Raw genomic sequence first — 20,618 nt, 5'->3', positions numbered from 1 at the left:
AGGTGCTATTTTGACTTCTCCAATCGAAACACCATTTGTACTCGAGCAAGAATGGCAAGATCGAAACAACGACGAGCATAAGATCAGAAGAGACGATCACCGTAGCCCATATCAACGCGATCGTGCTCGCGTACTTCACTCAGCTGCGTTTCGTCGTCTACAAGCGAAAACGCAAGTGCATGGCACCACAGTCAATGACTTTCACCGTACCCGCTTAACGCACTCACTAGAAGCAGCTCAACTTGGTACGGGGATTGTCGCTCAGTTAAAGAAAAAACAACCCGAATTTCGTGATTTGTTGCCGTCAGACAGTTTGATTGATTCACTGTGCCTGGCTCACGACATTGGCCACCCACCTTATGGACATGGTGGTGAAGTCGCGTTGAACTATATGATGCGCGACCATGGTGGTTTTGAAGGCAATGCTCAGACGTTCCGAATCGTCACTCAGCTAGAACCCTATACTGAACATCATGGAATGAACCTATCAAGACGCACCCTACTCGGTTTGATCAAATACCCATCGCTACTGAGCGAGGTCCACTCCCAATCTCGACATCAACCCGTTAAGCACCAGCGACAACTGCGTGCGAAGGATTGGATGCCAGCGAAAGGGATCTACGATCATGATGAAGAGTTGTTCAACTGGGTACTTGAGCCGCTTTCAGACAACGACCAACGACTTCTAAAGCAGAAAAGAAAGTCGCATACCGAACCACTTGAGCACAACAAAACTAAGTACAAATCACTCGACTGTTCGATCATGGAACTGGCTGATGACATCGCTTATGGCGTACACGATTTAGAAGATGCGATTGTGCTTGGCTCAGTGACTAAAGCGCAATGGGTTGAATCTGCTTATCCTCAATTGAAAGAGATGGCAGATCCTTGGATTTGTGAGCATTTAGATTCGATTACTGAAATGCTGTTTTCGGGTGAGCAATATCGTAGAAAAGATGCGATAGGTGGGATAGTTAACGCGCTACTCACCAGTATCTCTATCAAGCCCGTTGATACAGAATTTGAGAACGTGCTGCTGACTTATAACGCTTTTCTTGAGCCGAGTATGGATGCCACATTGGATAGGCTTAAGCGCTTTGTCAGCGAGTTTGTGATCCAAGTTCCACAGGTTCAAGTGATCGAATATAAAGGTCAGCAGATCATCATGGATATGTTTGAAGCATTCAGCGCCGATCCTGAACGTTTGTTACCACTACCAATCAAGAAGCAGTGGCTACTGCATGACGATGAATCGAGAAAGATGCGCGTGATAGCCGATTACATCTCATCAATGACCGATGATCTTGCGCAAAAAATGCATCAGCAATTGTTCTCGGCTCATACTGAGTTTTAATTTCTGACTCGTGCTAGTGAAACGGCTTAATCTTAATCTAAGTAGTTTTTCTCAAACACGCCCGGCGGCATTTGATTGATTTGAAACTGAATCATCTGGTCAAATGCCGTTAGCAAAGGGCTGAAATCTCGGTCATTTTCTAACAAGCTCAACAGGTGATAGCCCGCCTCTACAGTCGAAAGGCTGTTTTCACTTGGCGCTTTACGGATTCGGTAATTACCTTTGAGCTCTTTGGGTAAGTGAACCGTTTGTAGCGCGTGCAAGTTACTCGATACCTGCCACATTTTGAATGCCTTCTTCCATGTTCCATCTATTAAAATCACACGCAGCTTTTTACTTGGGCATGTTGCAGACTCAACAGAAACAGAATGTTCGCTGGGGTACAAAATCACATGTTGATACTGCTCATCAGCCAGCAACTCATTAAGTTGTGTATTCTCTGAAAAATCTTCACCCACAAGCGTCACGCTGTTTTTTAGGGATAAAGAGAGAATACGCGCAGTTCCCATTGGGCGATGCTCTTCTGATGGATGCTGAAGAATGATAAGCTCAACGTTCGATTCTAGTGGCGTAACCCACTGACATATACAAGCTTTCAAAGCCTTGCTGCATTGGCGGCAATAACGAGACATGGATTTAATGTGTACCCTGTTTTAATTTTCACTTCACTTTTATGCGTCTTATTCCAACTAGAGCCTGTGCAGGCTTGGGTAGTTTGGGATAAAAATGCGATCGCCGATGGGCAATGGTGGCGGATCCTAACAGGAAACTTTTCACATACCAACTACTCACACCTGCTGATGAATCTAGCCGGCTTATGGATCATCAGTTATCTGTTTCAACCCAATAAAAAACAACTGATCAGCGCATTGCTTTTCATTAGTTTAGTCACTGGATTCGCTCTGTTGCTGTCGAGTATTCAAATCTATGTTGGCTTATCGGGAACTTTACATGGGCTATTTGGTTTATTCGCACTCAGAGAAGCGTTAAACGGCAGGAATTCTAGTTGGCTGTTGGTGTTAGGATTAATCGCTAAGATAGCGTGGGAGCAGCTTGTTGGCCCTTCTAGCACGACTGGCGAACTGATTAATGCTCGTGTCGCCATTGAAGCCCACCTAGCAGGTGCACTGGCTGGAGGCTTCATGGCTGTCGTGTTATTTATAACGGATAGAAAAACGAATCAAAGCTGAATTCTTTCGCGGTTCTTTTCGACCGTGGCCTCACCAATTCCTTTCACGTTCACCAAACTATCTGCAGTAGCAAACTCACCGTTCTTCTCTCTGTAATCAACAATCTCTTTTGCTTTCTTATCGCCCACGCCCACTAATAGGGCTGATAGCTCTTCTGCTGTCGCTGTGTTGATGTTTACCGTGATCTCAATGCCATCATATAGCTCAGCTTTAGTTGGGCTATCAGCAAACACTGCAGAGCTCAGGGTAATAAGAAATGAGAGAAGTAGTGTTGAATATATCGCGCGCATAAACCGTTCCTTTGTACAAAAAAGGTAACTTATGCATTTGCCGCTGCAGATAACACAAACGCCAGATAAAAATAAAGCGGGTCACCGAAGTGACCCGCTTTGTTATACATCTTGTTTTCATCAGCTTGTTTGTTGTCTCGCAAATCTGATTTATCGAATAAACCTAATTGGCAAAACAACAACCATCGCATGTTGATTCTCGGTAGTCAGTCACCAAACAGGCTTAACTACCGAGCTAATCTAACTCAAGCTAACCTGAGCTTACTGACCTTGATCCACTACGTAGTATTCAACGTCTGCATTTTTGCGCAGTACGTTTAATACGTTAGTTAGATCTTGTTGGTTACCAACACGCTCTAACTGAGCACCGATTTGAGTGCTGTAAGCTGGGTTGATTTCAGCCGTCACTTTAGAAAGCTCAACAACTACGATGTTACCGTCTTGGTCTTTAGATTGACCAAATACCGCTTGGCCTTCTTCTGGTTTCGATAATGCGAACACAGAAGCTGCAAGTGGAGAGTTACGGTCAATCGTTTCAAGTTCAGTGAACTCAAGGTAGTTGTCTGAAAGTACCGCTTCGTTACCTTGCTTAAGTTCGTTAACAAGAGATACACCAAGCTCAACCGCTTGTTGCTCAGCTTGTACCGCAGACAGTGCAGCGACAACTTGATCTTTCACTTCAGCTAGCGGAAGAACTGTTTCGTCACGAGTCTCTTCTACACGAACAACAATCACGTGCTCAGGTGCAACTTCGATAACTTCAGAGTTCAGACCGTCTTCTTTCACTTCAGGGCTCAAGATAGCTTGCATTACTGCAGGCGTCATCAGAACTTCTGGCGCATCAGCTTGAGAAATGAAATCAGTCGTCGTGATTTTCGCGTTGATAGCTTCTGCAGAATCGTCTAGAGAATCTGGGAATTCAAACGCTACTTTTTCAAGTTCAGTTTGTTGCTCGTAGAACTGATCAACTGCATGTTGGTCTAGAAGCTCTGTCTTAATCTCTTCCGCTACTTCAGTGTAAGATTGAGCTTGAGATGCTTTTAGTTCGTCTAGCTTGATGATGTGGTAGCCGAAATCAGATTTAACTAGCCCAGTAGTATCGCCAATATTCTCAAGAGCGAAAGCCGCGTCTTCGAATGCTGGGTCCATAACATCACGTTCAATCCAACCTAGGTCACCGCCAACATCTGCACTACCGAAATCGTCAGATTTCTCTTCCGCTAGCGTAGCAAAATCAGCGCCTGCATTTAGTTCGTCTAGGATAGACTGAGCTTTCGCCTCGTCATCGCCTTGAACTAGGATGTGGCTAACTTTACGTTGCTCTTCAGTTGAGTACTTGTCTAGGTGCTCTTGGTAGTATTTCTGAGCTTCTTCATCGCTAACTTCAAGCTGAGACTTAAGTGCTTCAGCAGAAAGCTCGATGTAAGACACCTTAGCTTGCTCTGGACGAGTGTAAGCTGCTGGGTTCTCAGTGTAGTACTGTTCGATCTGTTCGTCAGTTAGCTCGATGTCTTTCGCTAAGTCAGCAACAGAAAGAGTTACAGTGCGAATGTCACGAGTTTGGGCAATAAGCTTGCTTTGCGTATCGATCTCGCCTTGAAGAACGAATTCGCTGCCTTGTAGAGCAGTAACAAGCTGGTTGCGCATTAGATCACGACGCATGTATTCAGCGAAGCTTTCTGCACTGAAACCTGCACGACGTAATGCCGATTGGTAAACTTCTTGGTCGAATTGACCAGCCGTTTGGAATTGAGGCATTTCTAGAATCATGGTACGGATTTGAGTGTCACTGATTCGTAGACCTAGAGACTCAGCTTGTTGCTCAAGTAGAACGTCATTGATCATGCGATCAAGAACTGATTTACGGAAAGACTCTACGTATGCAGGGTCTGCAAGCATTTGAGCAAAGTAATCGCCTAGTTGAGACTGCATGCGATTACGTTCGTTTTGGTAAGCCTGTTCGAACTCACCACGAGCGATTTCTGTATTGCCAACTTTAGCTGCTGCGTTGTTACCGCCACCGGTGATGTAGCTGCCTACACCTGCGAATACGAATGACAGGATAATCAACCCAAGGATAATTTTTACCGCGATGCTATTCACGCCTTCGCGTAATCGATCCATCATAATTTAAGTGCTCTCCGGATATGAAGCATTGGCTTCAAAATAAAAATCTATTCACGCGATATTATCAGAAAAAGAAATGCGCATCAGTAGGATGCGCATAATTTAAATAAGTTCAATGTGCTTTGCACACATACTGTCTAAGAATGAAACATCATTTTTCAAACAGTAAACGCATATTACTGCTTTCCCCTCACAAAATTCGAGGTTTCAGCAACAAAAATTAGTTACATGCGTCTTTAAGTGCTTTACCCGCTTTGAAGCCTGGTACTTTAGCTTCTGCGATTTGGATCTCTTCACCAGTTTTTGGGTTACGACCTGTACGAGCAGCACGAGTACGAACACTGAAAGTACCAAAGCCTACAAGTGCCACTTGGTCACCTGATTGTAGCGTTGTGCCAACTGCTTCGATGAAAGCGTCTAGAGCGCGGCCAGCTGAAGCTTTAGAGATGTCTGCGTTTTCTGCGATTGATTCTACTAGTTGTGTTTTATTCACTGTTTTTCCCCTATGTGTCATCTGTGACTACTTCTCGATGACTGTACGTTCCATTTTGGTTTTAATTTAGCCGCAAGCCTTATTACAAAAGGGATTGCCGCTTTAGTGGAATAACTTAGCGTCCAAAAAAAACGCTGACAAGCCTTTTCGAGCCTATCAGCGTAATTCTTTACTAGTTTTTGCTACGCATCACTATTTTTTCACGTCAAACTCGACCCCTGACGGATCTCGTTCTAGCGCGACTTTAAGTACTTCATCAATCCACTGGACTGGGATCACTTGTAAGTCAGCAATAACATTGTCTGGAATCTCTTCCAAATCACGCTCATTGTCTTTTGGAATCAAGACAGTTTTGATGCCACCACGGTGTGCAGCGAGCAGTTTTTCTTTCAAGCCACCGATAGGTAAAACTTCACCACGTAGGGTAATTTCACCTGTCATACCCACTTCAGCTTTCACAGGGTTACCCGTTAAGCTAGAAACAAGTGCAGTACACATTGCGATACCCGCGCTTGGGCCATCTTTTGGTGTTGCACCTTCAGGTACGTGAACGTGAATATCACGCTTCTCGTAGAAATCTGAATTAATACCCAGATTTTCCGCACGAGAACGAACCACAGTCATTGCCGCTTGAATCGATTCTTTCATCACATCACCAAGAGAACCGGTTTGCGTTAGCTTACCTTTACCTGGCATTGATTCAGTTTCGATAGTCAGTAGATCGCCACCAACTTGAGTCCACGCTAAACCAGTCACTTGACCGATACGGTTACTCTCATCCGCCTTACCGAAGTCATGACGTTGAACACCCAAGTACTCTTTCAGGTTATCAATGTTAACCGTTACAGACTTAAGGCTACTGTCTAGCAGGATATTCTTAACTGCTTTACGGCAGATCTTAGAGATTTCACGTTCTAGGTTACGTACACCCGCTTCACGCGTGTAATAACGAATAATGCCGACGATTGCTGAATCTTCGATATTAATCTCGTGAGGCTTAAGACCGTTACGTTGAACTTGTTTGTCCAGTAAGTGGCTCTTAGCAATGTTCAGCTTTTCATCTTCGGTGTAACCCGACAGACGAATCACTTCCATACGGTCTAATAACGGGCCAGGAATGTCCATTGAGTTAGATGTTGCAACAAACATCACATCTGACAGATCGTAATCGACTTCTAAGTAGTGATCGTTGAATGCAACGTTTTGCTCTGGATCTAGTACTTCTAGAAGCGCTGAAGATGGGTCGCCACGCATATCAGACGACATCTTATCGATTTCATCTAATAGGAACAGTGGGTTCTTAACACCAACTTTAGACATCTTCTGGATCAGTTTACCCGGAAGTGAACCGATGTAAGTACGACGGTGACCGCGGATTTCCGCTTCGTCACGTACGCCACCTAGAGCCATACGAGTGTACTTACGGCCTGTTGCCGCAGCAATCGAGCGACCTAGAGAGGTTTTACCTACACCAGGAGGACCAACAAGACAAAGGATTGGACCTTTTAGCTTGTTAATTCGGTTTTGTACTGCCAAATATTCAAGGATACGTTCTTTAACACGCTCTAAGCCGTAGTGGTCTTCATTCAAGACCTCTTCCGCTTTCGCTAAATTCTTCTTAACTTTTGAACGCTTAGCCCAAGGAACACCAACCATCCAATCGATGTAGCTACGTACTACTGTTGCTTCAGCAGACATTGGCGACATCATTTTCAGTTTTTGCAGTTCTTGCTCGGTTTTTTCACGAGCTTCTTGAGGCATTTTTGAATCTTCGATCTTCTTCTTCAGAGTCTCGAATTCATCAGGTGCGTCATCCATCTCGCCCAGTTCTTTCTGAATCGCTTTCATTTGCTCATTCAGGTAGTACTCGCGCTGAGATTTTTCCATCTGCTTCTTAACGCGGCCACGAATGCGTTTTTCAACTTGCAGGATGTCAATTTCTGACTCCATTTGGCCCATTAAGAATTCCAGACGTTCAGTCACATCTGCAATTTCTAGAACGTGCTGCTTATCTACCAATTTAAGTGGCATGTGCGCTGCAATTGTATCGGCTAGGCGTGCAGCCTCATCAATACCGTTCAGAGAAGTGAGAACTTCTGGTGGGATTTTTTTGTTTAGCTTAATAAAGCCTTCGAATTGATTGATCGCGCTGCGAACAACCACTTCTTGTTCTTTTTCGTCAAGTTCTGAGGTTACAACGTATTCGGCATCCGCTAGGAAAAATTCACTTTCTTTAAATTGGTGAATTTTTGCACGCTGCTGACCTTCAACAAGTACTTTTACAGTACCGTCAGGGAGCTTAAGTAACTGAAGAATGGTAGCAACGGTACCTACATTAAATAGGTCTTCGATTGAAGGCTCATCAGTGTCCGCTTCTTTCTGCGCTACAAGTAGTACTTGTTTGTTAGCTTCCATTGCCGATTCAAGGCAAGTAATCGATTTTTCACGACCGACAAACAATGGAATAACCATGTGTGGGTAAACCACTACATCACGTAGAGGTAGCACGGGGATTTCGATACGCTCGGAACGTTCCAAGTTCATATATTTCTCTCTTCCGCTTTAACTTATAAAGCAGTATATGGGGCTTAAACGACTGGATTCAATGGAAGAATAAAAAAAAGGAGGTAATTGCTTACCTCCTTTTTCAATTTGAGTGACTTGTCTAAAAAAGACCTACTCTGCAACCGCTGTTTGATTTTCTGAGTTGCTGTAAATCAATAGTGGTTCTGACTCACCATTAATTACCGACTCATCAATCACAACCTTGCTTACATCTGTCGAAGATGGCAGTTCATACATAGTTTCTAGTAGAACACCCTCCAAGATAGAACGCAGACCACGAGCACCCGTTTTACGTTCCATTGCTTTCTTCGCAATCGCACGTAGAGCATCTTCGCGGAATTCTAATTCAGTATCTTCGATTTCAAATAATGCTGCGTACTGCTTAGTAAGCGCATTCTTCGGTTCACAAAGAATTTGAACTAGAGCTTCTTCGTCAAGTTCTGTCAATGTCGTTGTCACGGGTAGACGACCAATGAACTCCGGAATTAGACCGTACTTCACAAGATCTTCAGGTTCAACTTGAGTGAACAGTTCACCCACAGTTTTTGCTTCGTCTTTTGAACGCACTTCTGCGCCAAAACCAATGCTCGAACCTTTTTCTACACGTTGTTCAATCACTTTATCTAGGCCAGAGAACGCTCCGCCACAAATAAATAGGATCTTAGACGTGTCCACTTGCAAGAACTCTTGCTGTGGATGCTTACGACCACCTTGAGGTGGAACTGAAGCAACTGTACCTTCAACAAGTTTTAGTAGAGCTTGCTGTACACCTTCACCAGACACGTCACGCGTGATTGATGGGTTTTCAGCTTTACGAGAAATCTTATCGATTTCATCGATGTAAACAATGCCGCGTTCCGCTTTCGCTACGTCATAATCACATTTCTGAAGCAACTTCTGGATGATGTTTTCAACATCTTCGCCCACGTAACCGGCTTCGGTTAGTGTTGTTGCATCTGCCATTGTGAATGGAACGTCTAGGAAACGAGCCAGTGTTTCAGCCAGTAGCGTTTTACCACTACCAGTAGGACCGATAAGAAGAATGTTACTCTTACCTAGCTCTACGCCTTCAGCTGTCGTGTCACCATTACGCAAACGCTTGTAGTGGTTGTATACCGCAACTGCTAGCACTTTTTTCGCGTATTCTTGACCGATTACATAGTCGTCAAGATGCTCACGAATCTCACGCGGCGTTGGCAGCGATTCCGATTCTTTCTTAGGAAGAACATCTTTAATTTCTTCACGAATAATGTCGTTACAAAGATCGACACATTCATCACAAATGTAAACAGAAGGACCTGCGATTAACTTGCGAACTTCGTGTTGGCTTTTGCCACAGAAAGAGCAGTAAAGCAGTTTACCGCTACCACCCTCTTTGCTTTTATCTGTCATTCGCTAACCTCTTAGCCTTTACTCTCTATGCTTGAGTGTATATCAATTTGAATCACTTTGCGTTAAACAATTGCCGTGCAATTATTGACCACGGTGATTAAGAACTGAATCCACTAAGCCGTATTCTACTGCTTGATCAGCAGACATGAAATTGTCACGATCTGTATCACGCTCAACAACTTCTAGAGGCTGACCTGTATGCTCTGCCAATAGTTTGTTTAGCTTTTGCTTGATCGTTAGGATCTCTTGCGCGTGAATTTGAATATCAGACGCTTGGCCTTGGAAGCCGCCAAGTGGCTGGTGAATCATTACACGTGAGTTTGGAAGCACGTGACGCTTACCTGGAGTACCACCCGCTAGTAAGAATGCACCCATAGAGCAAGCTTGACCCATACATACTGTGCTCACGTTTGGCTTAATGAACTGCATGGTGTCGTAGATAGACATGCCTGCTGTTACGCTACCGCCAGGTGAGTTGATGTAAAGATAGATATCTTTGTCTGGGTTTTCTGATTCCAAGAAAAGCAGTTGAGCCACGACAAGATTTGCCATGTGGTCTTCCACTTGACCTGTTAAGAAAATGATACGTTCTTTTAATAGACGAGAATAAATATCGTAAGAACGTTCACCACGGGAAGTCTGTTCAACCACCATAGGAACTAGTGCGTCCATAATCGATGGCATTGTATTTTTTTCTTGGTAGCTCATATTCTTATGTCCCTAAAATAAATGGCCCGAATGATTAAATCATACGGACCATTGTTAGCAGAATTGTTGACCGTACGTCAACCTTCTACGTCAGATATTACTATATTAAGCAGGTTGCTGATTCATTAGCTCGTTGAAGCTAACTTCTTTATCAGAAACTTGAGCTTTAGCGATGATTGCATCAATAGCTTGCTCTTCTAGAGCAACATTGCGCATGTTGTTCATCATTTGCTCGTTTTGCTCGTAGTAAGCAATAACTTCAGTTGGATCTTCGTATGCTGTAGCCATCTCTTGGATGATAGCTTTAACTTTCTCGTCGTCAGCTTTTAGTTCTTCAGTCTTGATTACTTCACCAAGAAGAAGACCTACAACTACGCGACGTTTAGCTTGCTCTTCGAACAGCTCACGTGGAAGTTGGTCAGCAGCTTCAGTGTTGCCACCAAAACGTTGAGCAGCTTGTTGACGAAGAACACCGATCTCTTGATCGATAAGAGCAGAAGGTACGTCGATGTTGTTTTCGTTAACTAGACCGTCGATTGCTTGCTCTTTGATGCGGTTCTTAACAGCTTGCTTAAGCTCACGCTCCATGTTCTTACGAACTTCAGCTTTAAGACCTTCAACACCGTCAGCAGCGCCAAACTTAGAAACGAATTCTTCGTTTAGTTCTGGAAGTTCACGAGCTTCAACTTTGTTGATCTTGATTGCGAACTTAGCAGCTTTACCTTTTAGGTTTTCTGCGTGGTAATCTTCTGGGAAGTTTACTTCGATTTCAAATTCCATACCTGTTGTTTTACCAACGATACCGTCTTCAAAACCAGGGATCATGCGACCAGCACCCATCTCTAGTGGGAAGTTCTCAGCTTTACCGCCCTCGAACTCTTCACCGTCGATAGAACCAACGAAGTCGATAGTTGCACGAGAACCAGCGTCAGCTGCAGTTTCAACTTCAGTCCAAGTTGCTTGTTGCTTACGTAGAGTTTCGATCATCTCTTCAACGTCAGCTTCTTTAACTTCTACTGCTGGTTTCTCAACAGTGATGTTTTCTAGACCTTTCAGCTCAACTTCTGGGTAAACTTCAAAAGTTGCGTTGAATACTAGGTCAGCGCCTTCGTTGTTTTCAACTGGTGCAAAAGTAGGTGCGCCAGCTGGGTTGATTTTCTCTTTAACGATCGCTTCGATGAAGTGACGTTGCATTACTTCGCCCATCACGTCTTGACGTACTGCTTGGCCGTACATTTTAGCAACCATCTTCATTGGCACTTTGCCTTTACGGAAACCATCGAAACGACGGTTTTTCGCGATGTTGCGTAGTTCAGCTGTAACTGCATCTTCGATGTTAGCAGCAGGAACAGTAATATTAAGACGGCGCTCTAGGCCTTCTAGCGTTTCAACAGTAACTTGCATTATATAAACCTCAAAACTGGCTCAGTAATCTGAGCATATGAGCCGTAACTTAGCTTTTATTCAAAGCCGACGTTGTTGGCTGCATCCTTGTGTAGTGCTCTATCCGAACACCTAATTTAAAATTGAGCATTGATGTCTGAATTGATTATTCAACCAAACACCAGACTAATCAGCGATATCTTCGTTCTTCACGCGTCGATTAAAACGCAATAAAGCTTGTTTTCAGAAACAAGAAAGGTATCTCCGATTAGCCTCAGGACAGAAATTTTAGACGCGACATTCTAGCGATCTGTTTAATCTCTGTCGAGCCGTTCACCTCTGGTTGATGATGAATGCTCTAAATTCGTCCAACTAAATGATACAAAAACGATCAAATCATCACTTAGCACATCAGAAATGGGGACAATAGCGACTTTTTCAAGGGAATGGAGGGCTTTTTTTGCTAAAAACCTTAAAAAGAGATCTTGCTCTTGTTTTACCCCTCAGAGTCGATAACTTTTTCAACAATCTCCATTACAAGGCCTTAACCTATTCTGAGCTGCTAACTCTTAAATTTCCGTACAAATAACCATTATTTACGGTCATAAACCAAAGAATGCAGGCTTGTTGATTTTGACCAGGTTTGCGGAGATCCACCATGTTTCAAGCTTTAAGAGTGCCTGTTTTATTATTGATCACTTATAGCTTGTTGATGATAGTCGGTGGCCACTGGGTATGGAGCACCAGCCATCAAAGTTTGTTAAATGATCATCAATCCAAACTCGATCGCTTTTCAGTCCATATTTCGAGCCAACTCGACAAATTCGCGCACATTCCAGAGCTATTATCCAAAGACAAAGAGTTGATTGATGCCCTGCATTCACCCCGCAACTCTGCGCAAATTGAACTCACGAATCGCTACCTACGCCATGTAAACACAGTGATTCAAGCATCAGACACGTATTTACTCGACAGCATCGGCACCACGATTGCGGCCAGTAATTGGAATCAACAGCGCTCTTTTGTTGGACGTAATTTTGCTTTTCGCCCCTATTTCCAACAGGCTATTCTGGGTAATGAAAACCAATACTTTGCATTAGGTTCAACCTCCGGAAAGCGCGGTTACTATTACTCTTACCCTGTCTCTTATGCCGCTGAAATTATTGGGGTTATCGTCGTAAAGATGGATCTATCTCTGATTGAAGCCAGTTGGAAAGGCAAGCAGAGCTTTTTTGTCGCTGACGATAAAGACCAAATTGTTTTCATGTCGAGTAATCCGGAATGGCTGTTCAAAAGCCTTCAGCCTTTGGACGAAGAACAACGTTCTCGCATTAAAGAAAGCCAGCAATACCTAGATACCAACATCGAGAGTCTGCATTTTTCAGGCGATTTAGAAAGCGCCACCAGCAGCATTAAGTCACCTCATCAATTGGTCAAGGAGCAGTTCTTCACCTCTTCGCGCTTCTTATCCGATCCTAGATTGACCGTCAGAGTCTTTTCCCCTACCCACTTAGTCTGGTGGGATTTGATCGCCTACCTCGTGGTATTGAGCTTAGTGTTCGCCATTATTTATCTGGCGATACAACTCAATACGCATCGTCAACAAAGGCGTGCTCAGATCGACAGGTTACAGTCTGAAGCGAACCAGAAACTTGAATTTCAAGTGCTCGAAAGAACCTCTGAACTTCATATAGAGATCAAGCAACGTATCGAAACAGAGCGCGTGCTCAGACAAACTCAAGACGAACTCATACAAGCCGCAAAATTGGCCGTTCTGGGGCAGATGTCAGCGAGCATCAGCCATGAACTTAATAACCCATTGGCGGCCATTCGTAGTTATGCAGACAACGGCCGACTTTTTCTCGCCAAAGAAAAGACCGACCGCGTTGATGATAACTTATCTCGAATTTCTGCCCTCACCGATCGAATGGCTAAAATCAGTCACCAACTTCGCTCCTTTGCCAAGAAATCGACCGCAGAAGAGCTACACACGTTACAAATTTTACCGGTTCTTCATTCCTCAAAAGAACTGATGAAACCTCAACTCAAGAGCGAGAGGGTTAAAATCAATGAGCTACCCGATGCCTTTGATGTTCGTGTGGTCGCCAATGCTATCCAACTGGAACAAGTCGTTATTAACTTGCTGACCAATGCCATTCAAGCAATGGATCAGCAACACGATAAGCAATTGTCTATCTTGCTGGAGATACGACCACCAAGCACAGACACAACGAGTACACTGCTTATTCATATCGACGACAATGGTCCGGGGTTTTCTTCACCTTCGAACGGTGATTTTTTCGAACCTTTCCATACCACGAAGAAGAATGGACTTGGGTTAGGGCTGTCGATTTCTCAACAAATAATCAGCGGAATTAACGGAAAGCTGTTAACCGGAGTCAGCCCACAAGGCGGCGCTCGATTTAGTATCGAGCTACCCATCGTTCCAACAAAAGAATCAGATTAGTCGCTAAGTAAACCATTACACGCTCACTAATAATAAGAATAAAAGATTAAAGGAATAACTATGTGTCACGTCTATTTCATTGATGATGAATCCGATTTAAGAATGGCCATCGAGCAGAGTTTCGAACTCGCCGATATCGATGCTGAGTTCTTTCCAGATGCAGAATCCGCTTTGCTCGCTATCCAAGCGGATGGCCTTCCTCATGTCATCATCACTGACATTTGCTTGCCAGGTATATCAGGGCATGACCTGCTCAATACCCTGATGCACAAAGATAAAGAACTCCCGGTCATCATGATCACTGGTCACGGTGACATCTCCATGGCAGTGCAAGCCATCCAAGACGGCGCCTATGATTTTATTGAGAAGCCGTTCGCCAATGAACGCCTAATAGAGACGACCAAACGAGCAATTGAAAAACGTCAACTGACCCTCGAAAACCTCGAACTAAAACGCTCTCTCAAAGCGAGCCAAGCGCTTGGTCCGAGAATCATTGGTGATACACAATCCATGACTGAGCTCCGTTCGGTCATCACTCATGTTGCAGACACCAACGCTGATATTTTGCTTTTCGGTGAAACCGGTACGGGCAAAGAGTTGGTCGCACGCTCTCTGCATGAACAGAGCAGTCGTCGAGAACACAACTTTGTTGCCGTCAATTGCGGTGCCGTTCCTGAGAACCTGATTGAAAGCGAACTGTATGGTCATGAGAAAGGCGCGTTTACTGGCGCTGAAAGCAAACGCGTTGGTAAATTCGAGTTTGCTCAGGGCGGCACCCTGTTCTTAGATGAAATTGAATCCATGCCGATGCAGGCACAAATACGTCTACTGCGTGTCTTGCAGGAACGCGTGATTGAGAGAGTTGGCTCCAATAGCTTGGTGCCTCTCGATATTCGTGTGATTGCCGCCACCAAAGTCGACCTAAAAAAAGCGGCTGAAGAAGGGACGTTTCGACAAGATCTTTATTACCGACTCAATGTCGTCACCTTGGATTTACCGCCTCTAAGAAGTCGCCAAGAAGACATCCCTGCCCTCTTCCATCACTTCTTACTAGTCGCTGCGGCTCGCTATGGGAAAACAGCCCCTGCGCTTCCACAAAAGCAGCTACATGAGCTTCTAGCCCATGATTGGCCGGGAAATGTGCGTGAGTTACGTAATACTGCAGAACGTTTTGTGTTGTTAGGTAAGCTTTCTAACCTATCAGACAACAGCACCGACTCCAGCCATGAAATGTCGCTCAATGAACTGGTCTCTGATTTCGAAAAAAACACGTTAAAGCAAGCACTTATTGAGTGTAACGGCAGCATAAAAGAGACCATGGAAAGGCTACAACTTCCCCGAAAAACACTCTACGACAAGATGCAAAAACACCAGCTCACGAAAGAGTCTTATAAGGTAGAACAAAACTAGATTAGATTTGGGAGCAAGATCACCTATACTTATTTTGATAACAGGATGTTATGCAATAAATAGGATAAGGAAATAGGTATGGGTGAGAAAACGAGAGTACCATCGATTACTGACACGTTTGAGATAGACGGTATCTACTACACCGATCAGCATGTCGACTTAAACACACCAGAATTAGAAGCGAAGCGAGCGCTGTATGAGCAGATTAATCCTCATTCGAATCGCGGTAGAAATATAGATGAGGAGGTCTAGTGACCTCCTCATTTTTTATTCCAATAAGACTTTTTCAGTTCTAATCACATAGAACAGACAGCTATTTGGTTATTATCTCTGGCCCCATCAAGGTGGTTGGTAACCATGTTGATACCCAAGGCACGTAAGTTACGATAATCAAGAATAAGAACATCACGCCAACCCACGGCAGTGCGGCTTTTACCACATTCATCATCGACATCTTGGCGACCCCGGCAGTCACAAACAAGTTGAGCCCCACAGGTGGGGTTATCATCCCTATCTCCATGTTCACCACCATCATGATACCAAGGTGAATTGGGTCGATACCGAGAGCAATTGCGATTGGGAATACTAGCGGAGCAACGATGATCAACAAGCCTGACGGCTCCATGAACTGTCCGCCAATCAATAACAGAACGTTCACCACGATCAAGAAGGTAATCGGCCCTAAGCCCGCAGAGAGCATAGATTCTGTGATCATTTGAGGAATACGTTCCTCTGTTAGCACATGTTTAAGAATCAGAGCATTGGCAATGATAAACAGCAGCATGATAGTCAGCTTACCTGCATCATAAAGCGTGTCTTTGGTGTCTTTATGAACGAAGGTTTGAACGATTTTGACCAAGGCTGGTTTCTTGTTCTCTTTGTCGGCAAACGGCCCCATATCTTTGTAGATAAAGTTGGCAATGAAGAACGCATAAACCGCGGCAACTGCCGCTGCTTCTGTCGGAGTAAAGATACCGCCGTAGATACCACCTAGAATGATAACAATCAGCAGCAAACCCCAACTCGCGTCTTTCGCTGCTGCGAACATCTCACCCCAGCCTACAAATGGCTGTGCCGGAATCTTCTTAATACGTGCTGCAATGTAGATAGCAATCATCAACATCACACCCGCCAGCAGGCCAGGAATAACGCCACCTAAGAACATACGACCAACAGATACATCGGTAGCCGCTGCGTAAACCACCATAACGATTGACGGTGGAATCAAGATACCTAACGTACCCGCGTTACAGATAACGCCTGCCGCGAACTCTTTTGAGTAACCGTTTTTGATCATGCCCGCGATAACGATACTACCGATCGCCACTACCGTAGCCGGTGAAGAACCTGACAGCGCAGCGAACATCATACATGCCACAACCGATGCCATCGCCAAACCGCCGCGGAACCAGCCCACCATCGCGATAGCAAAACGGATAATACGCTTTGCAACGCCACCCGTAGACATGAAGCTAGAGGCCAAAATAAAGAATGGGATTGCTAATAATGTGTAATGGCCAGCAAATGCGTTAAACAACGTTTGTGCAACGGATGCCAGAGAAGCATCAGAGTGCATCAGCAAAAATAGAACGCTCGATAAACCCAAGGAAATCGCGATTGGTACACCAACCAACATGAACGCAATTACCATCAAAAATAGAAATAACATTGCCATGATTAGTCTTCCTTACCGTTAGATTTTGTATTCGATTCGCTCGTCTTATTTGACGTGTTCGAGTCCAATACCGCTGTCGCGTCTTCCTCAGAACCCGCTAGTACATCAGCTTTTAATGCATCCAGCTCTTCTTCTGCTTCATGTCCTGCAATCATGCGATCCAGTTTTCCAGTTAAGATTTGGAACGCGACTTGAGCAAAACGGAAAGTCAGTAGCGCCATACCAATCGGCAGTGCCATGTAAGGAATAAAGCGAGGCAGTTTTTCGTATCGTTCGCCTTCGTTAAGCCAATCCGCCATAAATTGCAGCATTTCAGGCATTGGAATATCATCGGTTTCATACCATGCACGCTCAGTCGCGAACGGGTACCAATAATTCCAAGAACCGATAAGAAGTAAGATTGAAAAGGCTAAACAACAAGTCACGGCAATCAGCGCGTAGATCTTTCTTAGCTTTTCTGGCGCGAGGTTAATAATGACATCGACGCCGATATGAAAATGTTTTTTTACGCCATAAGAAGCGCCGACCAACACCATCCATGCAAACATGAATACCGTCAGTTCCAATGCCCACAAAATGTTGTCGTTGAATGCGTATCGAAAGACCACATTGGCAAAGGTAAGTAGCGTCATTGCGCCAAGGAAAAATGCAATCAAAGACTCTTCAATCACATCAGTAACTTTTCCGACTTTAGAAAAAAATGAAGGCTCTAATGCTGCTTCGTTAGAATTTGGTTGTTCCATTTGAGGATTATCCATAATTGACTCCGCTTATAATTGTTTTAATGAGGAGTAGCGAACCATGCTCGCTACTCCTTAGCGGTGTTATTGGTTTGAAGCTAACGCTGCATTGATAAGATCTGAACCGATGTCTTTTTCAAACTTCTTCCATACTGGTTGAAGTGCAGTTACCCATGCTTCACGCTGTTCAGGCGTCAAAGTACGAACCTCACCACCAGCTTCGATGATGTTGTTTTTGTTCGCTAGGTTAACTTTTGAAGATTCAGCATTACGTGTCTCAGACACTTCCTGAACGATAGTGCCAAGTTGCGTACGTACATCTTCAGGTAGGTCTTTCCAGAAGTCGTTCGACGTTACTACAAGGTAATCAAGGATACCGTGGTTAGTTTCTGTCACGCCGTCTTGTACTTCAAAGAACTTCTTACCGTAGATGTTTGACCATGTGTTCTCTTGGCCATCGATAACCTTGGTTTGCAGGCCACCGTATACTTCTTTGAAAGACATCTTCTGTGGGTTAGCACCGAGTTGTTCAAACTGAGCGACTAATACGTCTGATGCTTGAACACGGAATTTCAAACCTTCCGCGTCTTCAGGATTGATAAGAGGTTTGTTTGCCGACATCTGTTTCATGCCATTGTGCCAAAACGCTAGGCCTTGTAGACCACGACGCTTCATCGCATTTTTCAGCTTTTCGCCAGACTCTGAGTTTTGGAAACGGTCAACAGCTTCTACATCTTCAAATAGGAAAGGAAGGTCAAAAATGCGGTATTTCTTAGTGAACTTCTCAAATTTAGACAGCGATGGCGCCGCCATTTGAACATCACCATTTAACAGGGCTTCCAGTACCTTATTATCATCGTAAAGCGTTGAGTTAGGGAAAACTTGCATACAAGCTTTGCCGTTCATTTCCGTGTTTACTCGCTCTTCTAGTAAAGAAGCAGCAATGCCTTTCGGGTGCTTATCAGTATTGGTTACGTGACTGAACTTAATCACAATTTCACCTGGATCACAGTTAGCGGCAGCATTGAAGCTAGTGAGTGCCAGAGCAGATACAGACAGCAGGGTAAGAGGCTTAAACATTATTATTCTCCTTAGTAAACAAAGCAGCCCATCAATGGGAACTGCGTGCTTTCACTAAGGCAATTAGCGCGCCACATTGAAACAAAACATTAACAAGCCTTTAACCGTAAGGCTTCTTAAGATCGATAAGCTCTAATCGACTAACTGATGCAAATATTAATGGGTGGAAAATGACACATAGAATATTTGTAAATGGGTGGGAGTTGACCAACGTATTAGTAATGAATAAGGCCGAATGAGGTCTGACCAAAAGCTCGATAGTCGATGATGCCTTGAAGTAATTTCAACCTATCCTGTAGAGTGCTGCACAACTTAGCCAGATTTACACCCCCACTACTTAATAAGAGTTGATATCAATGAGTCAGATCTACCATCACCCAGTACAAATTTATTATGAAGATACCGATCACTCAGGTGTGGTTTATCACCCTAATTTTCTAAAGTACTTTGAACGTGCACGCGAACATGTGTTGGGTAGCGATAAACTGGCAACATTGTGGAATGAACACGGATTAGGTTTTGCGGTCTATAAAGCCAACATGACTTTTCAAGATGGTGTTGAGTTCGCTGAGATCTGTGACATCCGAACCTCTTTTGAACTCGATGGCAAATACAAAACGCTATGGCGACAAGAAGTGTGGCGCAAAGATGCGACTAAGCCTGCTGTGATTGGGGATATCGAAATGGTCTGTTTAGATAAAGACAAACAACTGCAGCCTGTGCCTGCTGAAGTATTAAAAGCGATGCTTGGCGAAACGAGCTAACTTCGTCTCACCAAACCAGCTTAAAAGAGATGAGACGACGAAAAGGTTCTCATCTCTAATTGCATTGGAAGGTTCGCCCCACCAAGCGTAACCGCAAATCGGTACTGGTCATCCAATCTACCCAAGCTACATTGCCAATTTGTAGAAACATCGACTTGTTCAGCATCACTCAACTCAACTTCGGCATATACACTGATTCCGCCATACAATCTAATTTCATCTTGCAAGTTTGGTTGAAAGTCCGAGGCGTGAAGTGACAGTGTTTGTTCAGTCAGGTTAGAGAAATCAAACGAAAAGCTTCGCAACGATGTCGCTAGCCCCTTGCCCGTCGCTTTGATGTACGACTCTTTCAATGCCCACAGATCGAAAAAACGCTCTCTCTGTTCTTCTTTGTTGAGCTCAAGTAAATCCGTCAATTCTGTCTCTGAAAAATAGTGCTTCATGATCGAGTCGATATTGGTCGAGCTTCTTGCATGTTCAATATCAACACCCAGTTGAACTTGCTTCCCTTCTCTCTGGTAAACCGCGATTAACAAATGTTCTTTGCTATGACTGATATTGAAATTCAGGCCAGTTTCTATTTGTTGTTTCTCAATTAAGCTTGGCTTTCCTTTCTCACCATATTCAAAACGCCACTCTTCAGCCGACAAACAAGAGTAGCGAGATAAGATCGCTCTCAGATAACTTCGCACATACAAAGCTTGAGTCTGAGCTGAAGGCATTCGATAACGCTCAACTTTGACTATCTCGTCGGTTGTCAGTCTCTTTTTGAGCTGAGATACAATGTCTGGCTGGTCATTCAAGTTACTCAGAGAACATAGCCACAAATCAACAACAGGAGTTTTCATTTAACTCGAACTCACTTCTATAAACCGCTCTTCAAAACACGATTGGAACAACCAAATCGAACAAATTTAACTCATCTATGATTTAAGCGAAACCTAGAGAATACGGGAGGGAAACACCCTTCATATACGTAC

Annotated in this window: 19 protein-coding genes and 1 pseudogene; 6 read left to right on the top strand and 14 right to left on the bottom strand. The window is 44.1% G+C overall.

Annotation, left to right across the window (positions count from 1 at the left end; genetic code table 11):
• The first annotated feature begins 10 nt into the window (after positions 1–10).
• Positions 11–1,354 (top strand): anti-phage deoxyguanosine triphosphatase, encoded by a 1,344-nt coding sequence (locus tag QUF19_RS04625; protein WP_286296698.1) that lies wholly within the window; start codon positions 11–13, stop codon positions 1,352–1,354.
• A gap of 32 nt (positions 1,355–1,386) precedes the next feature.
• On the opposite strand, the gene QUF19_RS04620 is transcribed toward QUF19_RS04625, so the two are convergent.
• A complete protein-coding gene (locus tag QUF19_RS04620; protein ID WP_286296697.1) occupies positions 1,387–1,986 on the bottom strand; it encodes a tRNA-uridine aminocarboxypropyltransferase in 600 nt (199 codons plus the stop codon).
• Positions 1,987–1,995: 9 nt separating this feature from the next.
• On the opposite strand from QUF19_RS04620, the gene rrtA reads away from it, so the two are divergent.
• The gene (gene rrtA, locus QUF19_RS04615) at positions 1,996–2,544 is read left to right on the top strand and encodes a rhombosortase (protein WP_286296692.1); all 549 of its coding nucleotides are present in this window, start codon (positions 1,996–1,998) and stop codon (positions 2,542–2,544) included.
• On the opposite strand, the gene QUF19_RS04610 is transcribed toward rrtA, so the two are convergent.
• From QUF19_RS04610 to QUF19_RS26430, 9 genes and pseudogenes are all read right to left on the bottom strand, one after another.
• Positions 2,535–2,834 (bottom strand): ComEA family DNA-binding protein, encoded by a 300-nt coding sequence (locus tag QUF19_RS04610; RefSeq protein ID WP_102351290.1) that lies wholly within the window; start codon positions 2,832–2,834, stop codon positions 2,535–2,537. The two genes, rrtA and QUF19_RS04610, sit on opposite strands and share 10 nt — an antisense overlap.
• A gap of 29 nt (positions 2,835–2,863) precedes the next feature.
• Entirely contained in the window at positions 2,864–3,025 is a 162-nt protein-coding gene (locus tag QUF19_RS04605) for a hypothetical protein (protein WP_286296680.1), read from the bottom strand.
• Positions 3,026–3,095: 70 nt separating this feature from the next.
• Entirely contained in the window at positions 3,096–4,961 is a 1,866-nt protein-coding gene (ppiD, locus tag QUF19_RS04600; RefSeq protein WP_286296678.1) for a peptidylprolyl isomerase, read from the bottom strand.
• A 220-nt stretch (positions 4,962–5,181) separates the two neighbouring features.
• Positions 5,182–5,454 (bottom strand): HU family DNA-binding protein, encoded by a 273-nt coding sequence (locus tag QUF19_RS04595; protein WP_004736083.1) that lies wholly within the window; start codon positions 5,452–5,454, stop codon positions 5,182–5,184.
• A 192-nt stretch (positions 5,455–5,646) separates the two neighbouring features.
• The gene (gene lon, locus QUF19_RS04590; RefSeq protein WP_017110085.1) at positions 5,647–7,998 is read right to left on the bottom strand and encodes an endopeptidase La; all 2,352 of its coding nucleotides are present in this window, start codon (positions 7,996–7,998) and stop codon (positions 5,647–5,649) included.
• 132 nt (positions 7,999–8,130) lie between these two features.
• The gene (clpX, locus tag QUF19_RS04585) at positions 8,131–9,411 is read right to left on the bottom strand and encodes an ATP-dependent protease ATP-binding subunit ClpX (protein WP_286296662.1); all 1,281 of its coding nucleotides are present in this window, start codon (positions 9,409–9,411) and stop codon (positions 8,131–8,133) included.
• 81 nt (positions 9,412–9,492) lie between these two features.
• Entirely contained in the window at positions 9,493–10,119 is a 627-nt protein-coding gene (gene clpP, locus QUF19_RS04580; protein WP_004736080.1) for an ATP-dependent Clp endopeptidase proteolytic subunit ClpP, read from the bottom strand.
• Positions 10,120–10,224: 105 nt separating this feature from the next.
• On the bottom strand, positions 10,225–11,523 hold the full coding sequence (gene tig / locus QUF19_RS04575) for a trigger factor (protein ID WP_102435323.1): 1,299 nt from the start codon (positions 11,521–11,523) through the stop codon (positions 10,225–10,227).
• 293 nt (positions 11,524–11,816) lie between these two features.
• A pseudogene (locus tag QUF19_RS26430) lies at positions 11,817–11,999 on the bottom strand (hypothetical protein); the annotation flags it as partial.
• Between the two features lie 161 nt (positions 12,000–12,160).
• Here QUF19_RS26430 and QUF19_RS04570 point away from each other — a divergent pair.
• From QUF19_RS04570 to QUF19_RS04560, 3 genes are all read left to right on the top strand, one after another.
• Entirely contained in the window at positions 12,161–13,969 is a 1,809-nt protein-coding gene (locus tag QUF19_RS04570; RefSeq protein WP_286296621.1) for a sensor histidine kinase, read from the top strand.
• Between the two features lie 60 nt (positions 13,970–14,029).
• Positions 14,030–15,379, top strand: a complete 1,350-nt coding sequence (locus QUF19_RS04565; protein WP_286296619.1) for a sigma-54-dependent transcriptional regulator — start codon at positions 14,030–14,032, stop codon at positions 15,377–15,379.
• A gap of 78 nt (positions 15,380–15,457) precedes the next feature.
• Positions 15,458–15,631: a hypothetical protein gene (locus QUF19_RS04560; RefSeq protein WP_198595847.1), complete on the top strand. Its 174-nt coding sequence runs from the start codon at positions 15,458–15,460 to the stop codon at positions 15,629–15,631.
• A gap of 61 nt (positions 15,632–15,692) precedes the next feature.
• On the opposite strand, the gene QUF19_RS04555 is transcribed toward QUF19_RS04560, so the two are convergent.
• The 3 genes from QUF19_RS04555 to QUF19_RS04545 all read right to left on the bottom strand — a co-directional run bounded on the left by QUF19_RS04555 (position 15,693) and on the right by QUF19_RS04545 (position 18,874).
• Positions 15,693–17,054: a TRAP transporter large permease gene (locus QUF19_RS04555; RefSeq protein WP_102350267.1), complete on the bottom strand. Its 1,362-nt coding sequence runs from the start codon at positions 17,052–17,054 to the stop codon at positions 15,693–15,695.
• A gap of 2 nt (positions 17,055–17,056) precedes the next feature.
• The gene (locus QUF19_RS04550; RefSeq protein ID WP_286296611.1) at positions 17,057–17,812 is read right to left on the bottom strand and encodes a TRAP transporter small permease; all 756 of its coding nucleotides are present in this window, start codon (positions 17,810–17,812) and stop codon (positions 17,057–17,059) included.
• Between the two features lie 66 nt (positions 17,813–17,878).
• Positions 17,879–18,874, bottom strand: a complete 996-nt coding sequence (locus tag QUF19_RS04545; protein ID WP_102435319.1) for a TRAP transporter substrate-binding protein — start codon at positions 18,872–18,874, stop codon at positions 17,879–17,881.
• Between the two features lie 356 nt (positions 18,875–19,230).
• Here QUF19_RS04545 and QUF19_RS04540 point away from each other — a divergent pair, with 356 nt between their 5' ends.
• Complete coding sequence (locus tag QUF19_RS04540) at positions 19,231–19,638, top strand: thioesterase family protein (protein WP_009847292.1); 408 nt, start codon at positions 19,231–19,233, stop codon at positions 19,636–19,638.
• Between the two features lie 20 nt (positions 19,639–19,658).
• On the opposite strand, the gene QUF19_RS04535 is transcribed toward QUF19_RS04540, so the two are convergent.
• A complete protein-coding gene (locus QUF19_RS04535) occupies positions 19,659–20,486 on the bottom strand; it encodes a 4'-phosphopantetheinyl transferase family protein (RefSeq protein ID WP_286296609.1) in 828 nt (275 codons plus the stop codon).
• Positions 20,487–20,618: the final 132 nt, after the last annotated feature.

The organism is Vibrio sp. FE10, from assembly GCF_030297155.1.
Classification (GTDB): Bacteria; Pseudomonadota; Gammaproteobacteria; order Enterobacterales; family Vibrionaceae; genus Vibrio; species Vibrio apostichopi.
The sequence above is the reverse complement of the archived record's forward strand: the minus strand, read 5'-3'. Positions and strand labels throughout refer to the sequence as shown.